General features: G+C 43.2%; 16 protein-coding genes and 1 tRNA gene. 16 read left to right on the top strand and 1 reads right to left on the bottom strand.

Annotated elements, in window-relative coordinates; translation table 11 throughout:
- A partial coding sequence (locus O3640_RS05470; RefSeq protein WP_371586784.1) for an SHIRT domain-containing protein occupies positions 1-1923 on the top strand: 1923 nt, incomplete at its 5' end.
- 209 nt (positions 1924-2132) lie between these two features.
- On the opposite strand, the gene ald is transcribed toward O3640_RS05470, so the two are convergent.
- Complete coding sequence (gene ald / locus O3640_RS05465) at positions 2133-3245, bottom strand: alanine dehydrogenase (RefSeq protein WP_125366928.1); 1113 nt, start codon at positions 3243-3245, stop codon at positions 2133-2135.
- A gap of 192 nt (positions 3246-3437) precedes the next feature.
- Here ald and O3640_RS05460 point away from each other — a divergent pair, with 192 nt between their 5' ends.
- From O3640_RS05460 to tehB, 15 genes are all read left to right on the top strand, one after another.
- Entirely contained in the window at positions 3438-4007 is a 570-nt protein-coding gene (locus O3640_RS05460) for a GNAT family N-acetyltransferase (RefSeq protein WP_125366929.1), read from the top strand.
- A 50-nt stretch (positions 4008-4057) separates the two neighbouring features.
- A tRNA-Thr gene (locus tag O3640_RS05455) sits at positions 4058-4130 on the top strand.
- 218 nt (positions 4131-4348) lie between these two features.
- Positions 4349-4846, top strand: a complete 498-nt coding sequence (gene ybeY, locus O3640_RS05450) for an rRNA maturation RNase YbeY (RefSeq protein ID WP_061601714.1) — start codon at positions 4349-4351, stop codon at positions 4844-4846.
- A complete protein-coding gene (dagK, locus tag O3640_RS05445; protein WP_008809070.1) occupies positions 4827-5225 on the top strand; it encodes a diacylglycerol kinase in 399 nt (132 codons plus the stop codon). Before ybeY ends, dagK begins: the two co-directional genes overlap by 20 nt.
- Positions 5226-5291: 66 nt before the next feature.
- Positions 5292-6191 carry a GTPase Era gene (gene era, locus O3640_RS05440; RefSeq protein WP_227221603.1) on the top strand — a complete coding sequence of 300 codons (900 nt, stop codon included), beginning with the start codon at positions 5292-5294 and terminating at the stop codon, positions 6189-6191.
- Between the two features lie 26 nt (positions 6192-6217).
- Positions 6218-7000: an alpha/beta fold hydrolase gene (locus O3640_RS05435; protein ID WP_371586783.1), complete on the top strand. Its 783-nt coding sequence runs from the start codon at positions 6218-6220 to the stop codon at positions 6998-7000.
- A 149-nt stretch (positions 7001-7149) separates the two neighbouring features.
- Positions 7150-7974, top strand: a complete 825-nt coding sequence (mutM, locus tag O3640_RS05430) for a DNA-formamidopyrimidine glycosylase (RefSeq protein WP_227221601.1) — start codon at positions 7150-7152, stop codon at positions 7972-7974.
- 6 nt (positions 7975-7980) lie between these two features.
- Positions 7981-8577 carry a dephospho-CoA kinase gene (gene coaE / locus O3640_RS05425; RefSeq protein ID WP_227221600.1) on the top strand — a complete coding sequence of 199 codons (597 nt, stop codon included), beginning with the start codon at positions 7981-7983 and terminating at the stop codon, positions 8575-8577.
- A 40-nt stretch (positions 8578-8617) separates the two neighbouring features.
- Positions 8618-9793 (top strand): multidrug efflux MFS transporter, encoded by a 1176-nt coding sequence (locus tag O3640_RS05420; RefSeq protein ID WP_370457031.1) that lies wholly within the window; start codon positions 8618-8620, stop codon positions 9791-9793.
- Positions 9783-9932 (top strand): 50S ribosomal protein L33, encoded by a 150-nt coding sequence (rpmG, locus tag O3640_RS05415; RefSeq protein ID WP_008809064.1) that lies wholly within the window; start codon positions 9783-9785, stop codon positions 9930-9932. The genes O3640_RS05420 and rpmG overlap by 11 nt, the downstream gene beginning before the upstream one ends.
- A 42-nt stretch (positions 9933-9974) precedes the next feature.
- Positions 9975-10208: a preprotein translocase subunit SecG gene (gene secG / locus O3640_RS05410; RefSeq protein WP_008809063.1), complete on the top strand. Its 234-nt coding sequence runs from the start codon at positions 9975-9977 to the stop codon at positions 10206-10208.
- Between the two features lie 85 nt (positions 10209-10293).
- The gene (rnr, locus tag O3640_RS05405; protein ID WP_227221598.1) at positions 10294-12642 is read left to right on the top strand and encodes a ribonuclease R; all 2349 of its coding nucleotides are present in this window, start codon (positions 10294-10296) and stop codon (positions 12640-12642) included.
- The gene (smpB, locus tag O3640_RS05400; RefSeq protein ID WP_125366932.1) at positions 12605-13072 is read left to right on the top strand and encodes an SsrA-binding protein SmpB; all 468 of its coding nucleotides are present in this window, start codon (positions 12605-12607) and stop codon (positions 13070-13072) included. Before rnr ends, smpB begins: the two co-directional genes overlap by 38 nt.
- 251 nt (positions 13073-13323) lie before the next feature.
- The gene (locus O3640_RS05395) at positions 13324-15054 is read left to right on the top strand and encodes a C69 family dipeptidase (protein WP_045634677.1); all 1731 of its coding nucleotides are present in this window, start codon (positions 13324-13326) and stop codon (positions 15052-15054) included.
- Positions 15055-15231: 177 nt separating this feature from the next.
- Positions 15232-16092 carry an SAM-dependent methyltransferase TehB gene (gene tehB / locus O3640_RS05390; RefSeq protein ID WP_125366933.1) on the top strand — a complete coding sequence of 287 codons (861 nt, stop codon included), beginning with the start codon at positions 15232-15234 and terminating at the stop codon, positions 16090-16092.
- Positions 16093-16122 lie beyond the last annotated feature (30 nt).

Genomic DNA, 16122 nt, shown 5'->3' with positions numbered 1-16122 from the left:
AGTAAAACGGAAGTTAAGACATCGGAAGGTACTTGGAACTTCAAGTCATACGACAAGACTTCAGAGACCATTAATGGTTCAGATGTTAAGTTTGTAGGGACATGGGAATTCACCCCAGCGCCAACCTACAAGGCGACACACGAGTTTGTCAGCGGAACTCCAGGCAAAGAACTTCCACAAGAAGTGAAAGCCCTGCTTCCAGCAGACCAAACAGACTTGAAAGATGGTAGTCAAGCAACGCCAACGCAACCAAGTAAAACGGAAGTTAAGACGTCAGAAGGCACTTGGAGCTTTAAGTCATATGACAAGCCGTCTGAAACCATCAATGGAGCGGACGCACACTTCGTAGGCACCTGGGAATTCATCCCGGCGCCAACCTACAAGGCGACACACGAGTTTGTCAGCGGAACTCCAGGTAAAGAGCTTCCACAAGAAGTGAAAGCCCTGCTTCCAGCAGACCAAACAGACTTGAAAGACGGTAGTCAAGCGACTCCGAGTCAACCAAGTAAAACGGAAGTGAAGACAGCAGGAGGTACATGGAACTTTAAGTCATACGACAAGACTTCTGAAACCATCAATGGAGCAGACGCACACTTCGTAGGCACCTGGGAATTCACCCCAACCCCAACTTATAAAGCCACTCATGAGTTTGTCAGTGGAACTCCAGGAAAAGAACTTCCACAAGAAGTGAAAGCCCTGCTTCCAGCAGACCAAACAGACTTGAAAGACGGTAGTCAAGCGACTCCGAGTCAACCAAGCAAAACGGAAGTGAAGACAGCAGAAGGCACTTGGAGCTTCAAGTCATATGACAAGACTTCAGAAACCATCAATGGAGCAGACGCACACTTCGTAGGAACCTGGGAATTTACAGCAAGCCCAGCTCCAACAGTGACTCATAAAGCAGTTCACGAGTTTGTCAGCGGAACTCCAGGCAAAGAACTCCCACAAGAAGTAAAAGCCCTGCTTCCGGCAGATCAAACAGATCTGAAAGATGGCACTCAAGTTACTCCAATACAACCAAGTAAAACGGAAGTTAAGACATCAGAAGGTACTTGGAGCTTCAGATCTTATGACAAGACATCAGAGACAGTCAATGGTTCAGATGTTAAGTTTGTAGGAACCTGGGAATTTACAGCAAGCCCAGCTCCAACAGTGACTCATAAAGCAGTTCACGAGTTTGTGAGTGGAACCCCAGGCAAAGAACTTCCACAAGAAGTAAAAGCCCTGCTTCCAGCAGATCAAACAGATCTGAAAGACGGAAGTCAAGTGACTCCAACTCAACCAAGTCAAACGGAGGTTAAGACAGCAGATGGTACTTGGAGCTTCAGATCTTATGACAAGACTTCAGAGACCATTAATGGATCAGATGTTAAGTTTGTAGGAACATGGGAATTTACAGCAAGCCCAGCTCCAACAGTGACTCATAAAGCGGTTCACGAGTTCGTCAGCGGAACTCCAGGAAAAGAACTTCCACAAGAAGTAAAATCCCTGCTTCCGGCAGATCAAACAGATCTGAAAGATGGCACTAAAGTCACTCCAACTCAACCAAGTCAAACAGAGGTTAAGACAGAAGAAGGCACTTGGAGCTTTAAATCATACGATAAGACATCTGAAACCATCAATGGAGCAGATGCACACTTCGTCGGCACATGGGAATTCACCCCAGCTTTAGCACCACATAAAGGTTCCGGAAATAATACTAAATCAGAAGAAGCTACGACTAAAAATAAGAATGTTTTACCAGGCGCTGGTGAATCTTCTATTAAAAACAAGAATGTTTTACCAAGTATTGGTGAATCATCTACTAAAAATAAGAATCTTTTGCCAAATACAGGTGAAACTTCTACCGTTCTTCTTTCAATGATTGGTTTTGCTATCGCAGGCCTAGTTGGTTACGTAGTTCGTAAGAAATGTAAAGCTTAGAATTTTCAGCTGAATAAGGAATCTAAATATTGATTCTTTATCATATCATGAGAGAGAACGAGCTCGTTCTCTCTTTTTATGTGACTTTTAGTCTATTTCTTTTTGTAAGGAAAATAACAAAAGAACCACTCGTTAAGCGAGTGGTTCTGATTTTGTATTTTAAAAAATTTGACTTCTATTAAGGTGTTTATATGAACTAAGTAGATTAACTAAACGAGTTCATCAATCGAAGTGTAGTCCTTATTTAAGCCTTCTGCAACAGGCTGACTAGTAATGTGACCTTGGTAGGTTGTAACACCTAGGCGTAATCCCTCGTCATCTGCAATAGCTTTTCTGAATCCTTTTTCTGCCAAAGCTTCGACGTAAGGAAGGGTAACATTGGTTAAAGCGATAGTAGAAGTGCGGGCTACAGCACCAGGGATATTTGCAACTGCATAGTGGAGGACTCCGTGTTTTTCATAGACAGGCTCGGTGTGAGTCGTTACACGGTCTGCTGTTTCAATGACACCGCCTTGGTCAACAGCTACGTCTACAATGACAGATCCTGGACGCATATGCTTAACCATATCATCTGTCACCAATTTTGGAGCTTTAGCTCCAGGAATGAGGACAGCACCGATCACGACATCTGCCTCTCGAACACTAGCTTCGATATTGAAAGGATTAGACATGAGGGTCTGGATTTGATGGCCAAAGACATCTTCTAAGACAGACAGACGCTTAGCACTGATATCCAGAATAGTTACCTGAGCACCCAGTCCAAGAGCGATACGTGCGGCATGCGTTCCTACGACACCACCACCGATGATGGTTACTTTCCCTTTAGGAACACCTGGTACACCACCTAATAGGACACCAGATCCTCCTTCTTGTTTAGTTAAGAAGTGGGCTCCAATTTGGACAGCCATTCGTCCAGCGACCTCACTCATTGGTACCAAGAGTGGCAATTGTCCATCTTGATCGCGTACGGTTTCATAGGCTAGACCAGTCGTCTTGGAACTCGTCATAGCATCAGCTAGCTCAGGAGCGGCAGCCATGTGCAGGTAGGTAAAGAGCAAGAGGTCATCACGAAGATAGCCATATTCAGCTTCTAAAGGCTCTTTAACTTTGACTACAAGTTCAGCCGCCCAAGCTTCTGCAGCAGTGGGAACGATTTTTGCACCTTGTTTCTCGTAGTCTGCATCCGAAAAGCCAGAACCAAGTCCTGCGTTCGTCTCAATCAGAACTTCATGGCCTTTAGCAACTAAACTGTGAACACCAGCAGGTGTCAAAGCTACACGATTTTCATTATTTTTGATTTCTTTTGGAATACCGATTAACATTGTATTTCTCCTTATCTAAATACATGTGAACAAAGACTTTGATTTAAGAATATACCTTAAATCATCTTATTCTCATTATTCTAATTTAATGTAATCATTTTATATAAAAGAGGCACAAATTGCAAGGAGAAAATGACGTCTTGCTTTGATTGATCACTTATGATATGCTTAAAAACAAAAAGGAGGACGATAATGGAAAATATTTATGTCAAACTATCTAGACACACTAGACTGGAGACAGATAGACTAGTTTTGCGTCCGGTAACTTTAGATGATGCACCAGCAATGTTTGAATATGCATCAGATGAGGAGAATACTCGCTATACTTTTGAGACAAACAAAAGCCTAGAAGAGACTCGTAATAATATTGCTCTATTTTACCTGGCTAACCCTTTGGGACGTTGGGGAATAGAAGTAAAATCTAGTGGTCAGTTTATTGGAACCATCGATCTCCACAAAATAAACCTAGATTTAAAGACAGCTGCTATTGGCTATGTTCTTAATAAAAGATACTGGAACCAAGGCTACACGACAGAGGCTAATTGTGCAGTGATAAAATTAGCTTTTGAAGAAATTGGAATGAATAAACTTGTAGCTTTACATGATAAGGCTAATCCAGCTTCTGGCCGTGTGATGCAAAAATCTGGAATGATTTTTTCTCATGAGGAACCTTATGCAAGCTTGGACAAACATGAAAAAAGCCGCCTAGTGACGCGAGTCTACTATGGCCTGACCAAAGAGCAATATTTTGCGGATAAATGAGTCGGCAAGTATTGACAAGCACCTATCTGCATGGTATAGTAGATAGGTACGCTGATTTAGCTCAGTTGGCAGAGCGCATCCATGGTAAGGATGAGGTCGCCGGTTCGATCCCGGCAATTAGCATCTTGTAGAACAAGGCTGGGACTTCCCAGCCTTTTCTTTTTGTCAACGATAGCAGGTAGTAAAAAGCAAAGGTTTTGGTAGGAGAAAAATAGCTTCTTTTGTTTTTGCAATGAGAGTTTGACGAATCTGCTCTGCTATTTTGAAAAAAGAAAATTCCTAGCTATTATCTAGCCTCGATTATGATATAATAAAGGTGATACAAGTAAAGTAGGTGCGATATGTATATAGAAATAGTTGATGAAACGGGTCAGGTTTCAGAAGAAATCATCAAACAGACCCAAGATATTTTGGAATTTGCTGCTCAAAAGACGGGCAAGGAAAAGAAAGAAATGGCTGTGACTTTTGTAACTAATGAGCGTAGTCATGAACTCAACTTGGAATATCGAGATACGGACCGACCAACGGATGTGATTAGCTTGGAGTACAAGCCTGAGCTGGACATTGCTGTTGACGAGGAGGATTTGCTGGATCATCCTGAGCTAGCTGAGATGCTGGAAGATTTTGACGCCTATATCGGCGAGCTATTCATTTCGGTTGACAAGGCGCGTGAGCAGGCGGAAGAATATGGCCACAGCTTTGAGAGGGAAATGGGATTTTTAGCAGTGCATGGTTTTCTGCATATCAACGGCTATGATCACTACACGCCGGAAGAAGAAGCAGAAATGTTTGGTTTACAGGAAGAGATTTTGACGGCCTATGGACTCACAAGGGAATAATAAACGCAAATGGAAAAATCGAGATGTCGTCTCGAGTCTGGAATTTGCCTTAACAGGGATTTTTACTGCCATTAAAGAAGAACGAAATATGCAGAAGCATGCTTTTTCTGCTGTTCTTGTAGTGATTGCAGGCTTGATTTTTCGAGTTTCTGCCATAGAATGGCTATTTTTGCTATTGAGTATTTTTTTGGTTGTCTCATTTGAGATTGTTAATTCAGCCATTGAAAATGTAGTAGACTTGGCCAGTGACTATCACTTTTCTATGTTGGCTAAGAATGCTAAAGATATGGCGGCTGGAGCTGTTTTAGTGATTTCTGGTTTTGCGGTTATCACAGGTTTGATCATTTTTGTTCCTAAAATTTGGGACTGGATTTTTTAAAGATTTGAAAATCGGGGGAGACTGCCGATTTTCTGCTGTTTTAATGAAAATAATAGAGGTGAAATAATGACTTTTAAATCAGGTTTTGTAGCTATTTTAGGACGTCCCAATGTTGGGAAATCAACTTTTTTGAATCATGTTATGGGGCAAAAAATTGCCATCATGAGTGATAAGGCTCAAACCACTCGAAATAAAATTATGGGAATTTACACGACGGATAAGGAGCAAATTGTCTTTATTGATACGCCGGGAATTCATAAACCTAAGACGGCTCTAGGGGACTTCATGGTAGAAGCAGCTTACAGCACCTTGCGTGAGGTGGATACCGTCCTCTTCATGGTGCCGGCTGATGAGCCACGTGGCAAGGGCGATGACATGATTATCGAACGTCTGAAAGTTGCTAAGGTGCCAGTTATTTTAGTGGTTAATAAGATTGATAAAGTCCATCCAGATCAGCTTTTAGCGCAAATTGATGATTTCCGTCAGCAGATGGACTTCAAAGAAATCGTACCGATTTCCGCCCTGCAGGGCAACAATGTCTCTCATCTAGTCGACATTCTAAGTGAGAATCTTGAGGAAGGCTTCCAGTATTTTCCAGCAGACCAGATTACCGATCATCCGGAGCGCTTTCTGGTGTCAGAGATGATTCGAGAGAAGGTTTTGATGTTGACACGGGAGGAAATCCCGCACTCAGTCGCAGTAGTTATTGACAGCATGAAGCGAGATGATGAGACGGACAAGGTCCATATCCGAGCGACTATCATGGTGGAGCGTGACAGCCAAAAAGGCATTATCATCGGTAAAGGCGGATCCATGCTGAAGAAAATCGGCTCCATGGCTCGGTGCGATATTGAGCTCATGCTGGGGGACAAGGTCTTCCTAGAAACCTGGGTCAAGGTCAAGAAAAACTGGCGGGATAAGAAGCTGGACCTAGCAGACTTTGGCTATAATAAGAAGGAGTATTGAGGTTTTCTAAGCCAGTAAGTGAGGTGATGGAGATGCCGTCATTATTCATTGACGAAAGAGGGCAGCAAAATCCAAAAAGTATTATCTTTTTGCATGCTTCAGGCTCGAGCAGTCGGATGTGGTGGCACCATGTTGTTGCGCTTGAGCAAGATTTTCATTGCATTCTTGTGGATTTACCTGGTAACGGAGCCAGTCATAATATTGAGTGGACAAACTTTGATGATGTCGTGGAAATGATTGTGGCTGTCATTAAAAGCAAAGCACATGGCAAGCCGCACTTGGTTGGGCTTTCATTAGGCGGTTCACTCATACTTAAGTTGTTGGAAAAACATTCTAGCCTTATAGATAGAGTCATTGTGGATGGGGCAAGCCCTCAGCCAATTAAGGGCTATCGCAAGATCATTGCCATCGTATATCTGATGTCTTTCTTGAAAAATACTAAATTTGTAGCCAATTTCCTGACAAAGATGATGCAAGAGGACGGAGCACCTGTCCAAGACGTTCAGCGCTTTGTTGCAGATTTCCAAAGAGCTGAACGGCGCTCGTTTCGCCTTGCTATGTCACAGGCGAATCTCTTGAGGCTTGACTTACAGTTTGATAATCCTGCCTTCTTTGTCTCAGGTGGGAAAGAAGCCGAAACCATTCTTGACTGGCACCACAGGTTGGCAGATAAAAATGCTAGGTCTGAATGCGCCTATTATCCTGACAAGGGTCATGCTTGGCTTTTTAGCGATGTGGATACGCATATTCAGCTACTAGGTTATTTCTTTCAAGGTGCTACATTTCCAGAGAAATTGAAGAGATTCTGATATATCCTAGACTTCTTATATTGCTTCCAAGATGGGGCATGATAAGGTTATTCAGAATTTTGTCGGCCATCTGTGAAACGCTGGATTATCAGCCTAATGATATTTTAGAGTATATTTCTGACTAATAATAGGAGATAGAAAGGAGCTTTATGCCTGAATTACCTGAAGTGGAAACGGTTCGGCGGGGGTTGGAGCGTTTGGTTGTTGGCAAGACAATTGAGCAGATGCAGGTCCGTTATGCCAAGATGATTGGCACGGGAGTGGACAGCTTTATCCACGACTTGCCAGGCCAGACCATTGAAAAGATTGGCCGTCGGGGCAAGTATTTGCTTTTTTATCTGACGGGTGGAGTGCTGATTTCCCATCTACGAATGGAAGGCAAGTATCTTTTTTATCCTGATGCGGTGCCTGAGCGCAAGCATGCCCATGTCTTTTTCGAGATGACAGATGGTGGGACGCTTGTTTATGAGGATGTCCGCAAGTTTGGGACCATGGAGCTGTTGAGAAAGGATCAGCTGGAGGCTTATTTTGCTGCCAGAAAGCTTGGTCCTGAGCCGACAGAGGCGGACTTTCTTTTGCCGCCTTTTGCAGCAGCTTTGAGTCGTTCCAAGAAGCCCATCAAACCCTATTTGCTGGAGCAAACCTTGGTCGTCGGTCTGGGCAATATCTATGTAGATGAGGCTCTTTGGCGGGCGCGGATTCATCCGGCAAGACCAGCAGCTAGTCTAAAGCCTGCTGAAGTCAAGCGGCTGCGTGAGCAGATTATAGAAGTTTTGCAGCTTGGAATTGAAAAGAGGGGATCGACCATTCGGACCTACCGCAATGCTTTGGGTGAAGATGGCACCATGCAGGATTTTTTGCAGGTCTATGGGAAGACTGGACAACCCTGTGCTAGATGTGGCAGCCCGATTGAAAAAATTAAGCTGAGCGGACGCGGTACTCATCTCTGTCCTCACTGTCAGAAAGCGAGGTAGCTACCCATGGCAAGAATTATTGGTATCACTGGCGGCATTGCCTCTGGTAAGTCAACAGTGACAGAGTTTTTGAGGCGGCAGGGCTACCAAGTCATTGATGCGGATCAGGTGGTTCATGAGTTACAGGAGTCTGGGGGACGGCTTTATCAAGCTCTTTTATCCGCTTTTGGTCCAGCTATCTTACAAGAAGATGGGCGCTTGAATCGACCCAAGCTGGGAGCTATGATTTTTGGGAATCCCGAACTTTTGGCCCAGTCCAGTCAAATACAAAATCAGATTATCCGTGAGGAACTGGCTGGCAGGCGAGATTTGCTGGCAGAGAAGGAAGATATCTTTTTTATGGACCTCCCCCTCTTGTTTGAGCTGGGGTATGAGTCCTGGTTTGACCAAATCTGGCTGGTGGATGTGACGGAGGAAACTCAGCTCAGTCGCCTTATGACTCGAAACGCTCTTAGTCAGGAGGAGGCTGAAAAACGCATAGCTGCTCAGCTATCTCTCCAAGAAAAACGAAATAGAGCAGACGTGCTTATTGATAATAATGGCCCGCTAGAGCTTACTCAAGAGCAACTTCGCGAGGCTTTGCAAAAACTAGAAAGAAGATGATTTTATTACAAATCAAGTAAATTGGAAACACAATCTTTGGATTGCCTGGTTGGGAAATTTTTTTGTTGGAGCTAGTCTATCTTTGGTCGTTCCTTTTATGTCCCTTTTTGTGGAGGAATTAGGAGTTCGTGGGCATATGGTTGATCTATATGCAGGAATTGCTGTATCAAGCTCGGCCATGACAGCAGCCTTTCTCTCGCCAGTTTGGGGAAGTTTAGCGGACAAATATGGCCGTAAACCCATGATGATTCGAGCAGCACTTGCTATGACCTTTACCATGGGGGGAATAGCATTTGTACCAAGTGTTTTTTGGCTGATTGTCTTACGGCTTTTAAACGGTGTTTTTTCTGGCTATGTTCCAAATAGTACAGCCTTAATCGCTAGTCAGGCTCCCAAAAAATATTCTGGCTATGCTTTAGGAACGTTATCGACTGGTGTGGTGGCAGGAACACTGATGGGGCCACTATTAGGAGGTTTTGTAGCACAAAGCATCGGAATTCGAAATGCCTTTTTGCTTGTTGGTTTATTTCTTTTTATTGTCACTCTTTTGACAATCTTCTATGTAAAAGAAGACTTTGAGCCAGTGGCTAAAGATAGACAGCTGGCAACCAAGGATCTTCTAGCTGAGCTACCGCATAAATCTATATTGTTTGCCTTGTTCTTAACTAGCATGGTGATTCAAATGTCTGCTCAATCTATTTCTCCTATTTTGACTCTTTATATTCGATCCATGGGGCAAACAGATAATCTGATATTTGTCTCCGGACTTATTGTGTCAGCTATGGGAGTTTCTAGTATTTTGTTTTCTAGTCATCTTGGGAAATTAGGGGATAAGATTGGTAACCACCGTCTCCTACTTTTGGCACTGTTGTACAGTTTTGTTATCTATCTATTCTGTGCTTGGGCGAAGACACCTTGGGAATTGGGTTTTTTGCGTTTCTTATTTGGCATGGGAACAGGTGCACTTTTACCTGGAGTCAGCTCTCTGCTTAATAAGTTGACACCTAAAGAAGGGATTTCAAGGATTTTTAGCTATAATCAAACCTTTTTTTATATTGGTGGAGTCGTAGGACCAATAATGGGTTCCGCTATTGCGGTTAGTCTCAGTTACCACTGGGTCTTCTATGTGACGGCAGGTTTGGTCTTACTAAACTTTTTCGTTTTGTTAATTTGTTTTAGAAAATATTTAGGAGTGAGAGAAATCAGTGCGGGTTAAAGTAAATCTCAAATGTTCTTCCTGTGGCAGTCAAAATTATCTGACCAGTAAGAATAGTAAAAACCATCCAGAAAAGATTGAAGTATTAAAATATTGTCCTAAAGAAAGAAAAGTAACTTTACATCTTGAATCTAAATGAGTTTTATGATAAAATAGATAAGATTTTAAGGAGTTTGTATTTATGTATAATCTATTATTAATGATTCTATTAATTTTGTCAGTCATTATTGTCATTGCAATCTTTATGCAGCCAACAAAAAACCAATCTAGCAACGTTTTTGACGCCAGCGCTGGTGATTTATTTGAACGACCAAAAGCGCGAGGTTTTGAGGCTGTTATGCAGAATTTGACCGGTGTTCTCGTCTTTTTCTGGTTAGCGGTTGCCTTAGCGTTGACAATCTTATCTAGTAGATAAAATGGGCTCTGACTTTGTCTTAGCCTTTTTTTAAAGTTAAAAATAGGCTATAAAAAAGTTTAATGGAGCAAAGAAGAGAAAAAGTATGAAATCAGAAATAATTCAATATTTAGAAACGAGACAGCAAGCTAGCGTGGATGAGCTAGCAGCTGCTCTTGGGAAAGAGTCTTCCAAGGACTTTAGTAGCTTGGTTAAGACCATCTCCCAGATGGAAAGAAAGCATCAGATTCGCTTTGATGACAAGGGGCGGATTGAGCTGTATGAGAAGAAAAAACAGGAGCGTCTGACGCTCAAGGGTGTTTTTCATGCCCACAAGAATGGCTTTGGTTTTGTCACCTTAAATGAAGAAGAGGATGACCTCTTTGTCGGCCGTAATGATGTCAATCATGCCATTGATGGCGATACAGTGGAAGTAGTCATTACTAAGGTGGCAGACCGTATCAAGGGAACATCTGCTGAAGCTAAGATTATCGATATTTTGGAGCACAGCCTGACTTCAGCAGTTGGCCAGCTGGTTCTGGATGAGGAGAAACCCAAGTATGCGGGCTATATCCGCTCGAAAAATCAGAAAATTCGCCAGCCTATTTATGTCAAAAAGCCAGCCATGGTTTTAGATGGCACAGAGGTGCTCAAGGTCGCTATTGACAAATATCCAACTAAGAAACACGATTTCTTTGTGGCCAGTCTGGTCGATGTAGTCGGTCATGTCAACGACCCAGGTATAGATGTACTAGAAGTGCTGGAGTCGATGGACATTGTCTCCGAATTTCCAGAAAAGGTCTTGGAAGAAGCCGAGCGAGTTCCAGACGCACCGACGGAGAGTGATTTGGAAGGACGTTTGGACCTGCGCGAAGAGATTACCTTTACCATTGATGGGGCGGATGCCAAGGACTTGGACGATGCGGTTCATATCAAGCGCCTGAAAAATGGTAACTTTGAGCTGGGTGTCCATATCGCAGATGTGTCCTACTATGTCAAAGAAGGCTCTGAGCTGGACAAAGAAGCCCTCAATCGAGCAACCTCTGTCTATGTGACTGACCGCGTAGTACCTATGCTACCAGAGCGCCTGTCCAACGGTATCTGCTCGCTCAATCCCAATGTGGACCGGCTGACCCAGTCGGCTATCATGGAGATTGATGCCAAGGGACGCGTGGTCAAGCATACCATCACCCAGACTGTAATCAAGACGACCTTCCGCATGACCTACAGCGATGTCAACGACATCATCGCAGGTGATGAGGAAAAAGCTGAGCAGTTCAAGGCTATTGTGCCTAGTATTGACAGCATGGTCCAGCTACATGAGATTCTGGAAAGCATGCGCTTTAAACGCGGTGCGCTCAACTTTGACACCAATGAAGCCAAAATCATGGTCAACAAGGAAGGTCGTCCGGTGGATATTGTCCTGCGTCAGCGAGGGATTGCTGAGCGCATGATTGAGTCCTTTATGCTGGTGGCGAATGAGACGGTAGCTGAGCATTTTGCTAAGCTAAATCTGCCCTTCATCTATCGGATCCACGAGGAGCCTAAGGCGGAGAAGGTGCAGAAGTTTATCGACTACGCCTCTAGTTTTGGGATTCGGATATACGGGACGGCTAGCTCTATGAGTCAGCAGGCTCTGCAGGAGATTATGGAGGCGGTCGAAGACCAGCCTTATGAGGATGTCCTGTCCATGATGCTTTTGCGCTCCATGCAGCAGGCTCGCTACTCTGAGCACAATCACGGTCACTATGGTCTGGCAGCGGAGTTTTATACACATTTCACCAGTCCGATTCGCCGCTATCCGGACCTTCTGGTTCACCGGATGGTGCGGGATTATGGTCAGTCTAAAGAAATAGCAGAGCATTTTGAGCAAGTGATTCCAGAGATTGCTAGTCAGTCTTCCAGCCGAGAGCGTCGGGCTATCGAGGCAGAGCGTGAAGTCGAAGCCATGAAGAAGGCTGAGTACATGGAAGAATTCGTTGGAGAAGAGTTTGACGGCGTGGTTTCAAGCGTGGTTAAGTTTGGACTCTTCGTCGAACTGCCTAATACGGTCGAAGGCTTGATTCATGTCACCAACTTGCCAGAGTTCTACAGCTACAATGAGCGGACGATGACCCTACAAGGAGAAAAGTCCGGCGTGGTCTTCAAGGTCGGTCAGCAGATTCGTATCAAGCTGGTCCGAGCGGATAAGGCTACAGGCGAGATTGACTTTGAATACCTGCCTAGTGAATTTGACCTGGTAGAAAAGACAAGCAAGAGTGGCAGAGGTAAGTCAGGGAGAAAGAGACGCCGTGAGGATGACAAGCGCAGCCATTCTTCCAAAGAAAAAGGCAACAGAGATAAGAAAGATAAGAAGTCTAAGAAAGGCAAGAGCCAGAAGGCATTTTACAAGGAAATAGTCAAGAAAGGAGCCAAGCATGGCAAAGGGAGAAGGAAAGGTCGTCGCGCAAAATAAAAAGGCCAGACACGATTACACCATCGTGGATACCATCGAAGCTGGCATGGTACTGACCGGGACGGAAATCAAGAGTGTCCGCGCTGCCCGTATCAATCTAAAAGACGGCTTTGCCCAGATCAAGAACGGTGAGGCCTGGCTCAGCAATGTCCATATTGCGCCTTATGAAGAGGGCAATATCTGGAACCAAGAGCCTGAGCGTCGCAGAAAGCTGCTGCTGCATAAGAAGCAGATCCAAAAGCTGGAGCAGGAGACCAAGGGAACTGGCATGACGCTGGTGCCGCTCAAGGTCTATCTCAAGGACGGTTATGCCAAGCTGCTTCTGGGCGTAGCCAAAGGGAAGCACGATTACGACAAGCGCGAGTCCATCAAACGTCGCGAGCAAAACCGCGATATAGCAAGACAGATGAAGAACTTTAATACAAGATGAAAGACTGGGCGACCGGTCTTTTTTATCTCTTCTCTTTCCGTCAATTGCCATAAATTGACTAAAAGTACACAAAAGAACCATTAAATCAAAATAATATAGAATAAACAAACACTTTTGTAATAAATATTGTAAACGCTTGCAAAAATACCTTTATATAGTATACTGAGGATGGAATGTTTTGGTATTATGGTTTATACTACTTAGACTGGGACTTGATTCCAGCCCTGCAGATAGTCAAAAGGAGATAGACTATGAAGAAAATACTGCTCAGACTAATGTTCCTTGCAATGTTAGTTGCTCTTTTGCCTGTTCAAGTTGCACAGGCTTGTTCTGCGTTTATTGTCGGTAAAGACCTGACAGCAGATGGCTCTACTCTATTTGGTCGGACAGAGGACTATCCCTACGCCCCTGATGGTGGTCGGCACAATCAAAACTATGTAGTTGTGCCAGCTAAGACCTATAAAGATGGCGATAAGATAGAAGATGAGTCAAATGGCTTTACCTATCCGCATTTGGCGAATGAAATGAAATACACAGCTGTCTACGACTCTGATCGTGACAACGGAAGTAACGGAAACTTCGCTGCGCATGGTTTTAATGAACTTGGTGTAGCTATGACAGCGACCGTTTCAGCAACACCAAACGATAAAGTGTTAAAAGAAGATCCACTTGTAAAAGATGGTCTTCCAGAAGCATCATTAGTTGACCTTGCTTTGCCTCGTGCGAAAACAGCACGTGAAGTTATTGAGACAGTCGCGAAAGTTCTGGATGAAAAAGGGTCAGCAGAAGGAAATATCATCGTTGCAGCAGATAAAAATGAGCTATGGTACATGGAAATCCTGTCTGGTCACCAATATGTAGCCATCAAATTCCCAACGAATAAGTATGCTGTCTTTGCGAACACTTACTATCTTGGTCACGTTGACTTGAACGATAAGGAAAATGTCATTGCTTCTAAAAATGTGGAAGAAGTAGCTAAAAAAGCAGACAACTATAAGACCGACAAAGATGGCAACTTTATGATTGCTAAATCATACGGACCTGATAAATATATGGAACGTAACCGTTCTCGGACTTATGCAGGTATCAAGTGGATGGACCCACAAGCAAAAGTAAATTATGACGATGAAGCCTTTGATCTCTTGCGCGAACCAACTGATCCAAATAAGAAATACACGGTTCATGATGTGATCGCGGAACAAAGAAATCGTTTTGAACACTTGCCAGAATATAAGGCAGATGATTTGGTTGAAGTTGGTAAGAAAATAGATACCAATGTTTATAAGTATGCTTTAGGTAACGAAAATGTAATCGATGCCCACGTTTATCAAATCAAACCAAACCTACCAAATGCCTTTGGTGGTGTTATGTGGCTGGGTCTGGCACAAAGTCGCAACACACCATATGTACCATTCTATGGTAATGTAGAAGATACTTACGAAGCTTTCAAGAACCGTTCTACTAAATATGACGGAAAATCTTGGTATTGGACTGTTTGGCATATTGACCAAATGGTTATGAAATATCCAGAAATCTTTGGTAACAGCATTCAAGAAAAATGGAAAGAAAAAGAAGCTGAATGGGATAAAGAACAAACCGAACGCGACGCCAAATATGCAAACTACACAGATGAACAAGCCAAAGCCGCTGGACCAGAAGTGACTAAGGAAGCCTTGGAACGCTCAGAAAAAATCTTTAAGGAAATCAAAGCAGTCGAAGCTGAGATGGAAGAAAAGATCAAGAAGGAAAAAGGTCAAGATGCCGACCTTGTTTATACCGGATATAACAAGGCAAATCTCTTGGCAGATGCCAAAAAAGGTAAGGAAAAAGACAAAGCTAAGGAAAGTGATACCAAGAAAGAAAACTCTGAAACTAAGAAGAGCGATTCTAACCAGTACGGTTTGTGGATAGTCATAGCCTTAGTCGTTGTTGTAGGTGGCTTTATTGCCTTCAAACAATTTAGCAATAAGAAAGAAGACTAAGTTTTCTGATCTATTCTGATTAAAGAGCCGAGTTCCGATACTCGGTTCTTTTTCTATTTCTGGCTTTAACTGCTCAAAGGTTTGGTATTTTCTTAATTTTGCTGTGCAGGTAAACTTGTCAAGAGGACGATTTTTCGGTATGATTAAAAAGAAATCAGATTGCTTGGAAGGAATTATATGATGCAAGATTTAGTTATGTATAAACGTATGCCCATTTGGACTGCAGAAACTATGCCAGAAGCTGTGCAACGCAAGCATAATACCAAGGTAGGCACTTGGAGGAAAATCACAGTCCTTACTGGAGAATTAAAATTTATTGAAATGACTGAGAATGGGGAAGAGTTGGCTGAGCACATTTTTAAAGCTGGAGAAGACAATCTTTATGCTCAGCCCCAGGCTTGGCACCGTGTCGAAGCCTTGACCGATGACCTTGAATGGTACTTAGAGTTCTACTGTTTACCTAAGGATTACTATGCAAAGAAATATGGTCTGACACCTGTGCATTCAGAGGTGCTGGAAGCTGCAGAAACTGTAAAACCTGGAAAAGCATTGGACTTAGGCTGTGGCCAAGGAAGAAATGCTCTCTTTTTGGAACAGTTGGGATTTGATGTAACTGCGGTAGATGTTAATCCCTTATCATTGGACAATCTTGCATCTATTATCGAAGCAGAAGATCTGAATATGTTAGCCGGAACTTATGACATTAACTCTGCGAACCTGACTCAAAAGTACGATTTTATTGTATCCACTGTAGTCTTTATGTTCTTGAATCGTGAACGTGTTCCTGAGATTATCCGAAACATGCAAGAGCAAACAAACCCAGGTGGCTATAATCTTATCGTCTGTGCCATGGATACAGAAAGTCATCCGTGTCATATGCCTTTCTCTTTTACCTTCAAGGAAGGAGAGCTACGTGAATACTACAAGGATTGGGAATTCATCAAATATAATGAAGATTTAGGCAGACTTCATAAGGTTGATGAAAATGGCAATCGAATCCAGCTTCAATTTGCGACGATGCTGGCTAAAAAGAAATAAATAACAATGGAAGTATTAGTTTTGCTAGTA

It is taken from the genome of Streptococcus sp. 27098_8_75 (assembly GCF_041432475.1).
Taxonomy (GTDB): Bacteria; Bacillota; Bacilli; order Lactobacillales; family Streptococcaceae; genus Streptococcus; species Streptococcus gordonii.
This window is presented reverse-complemented; position numbering and strand designations above follow the sequence as displayed.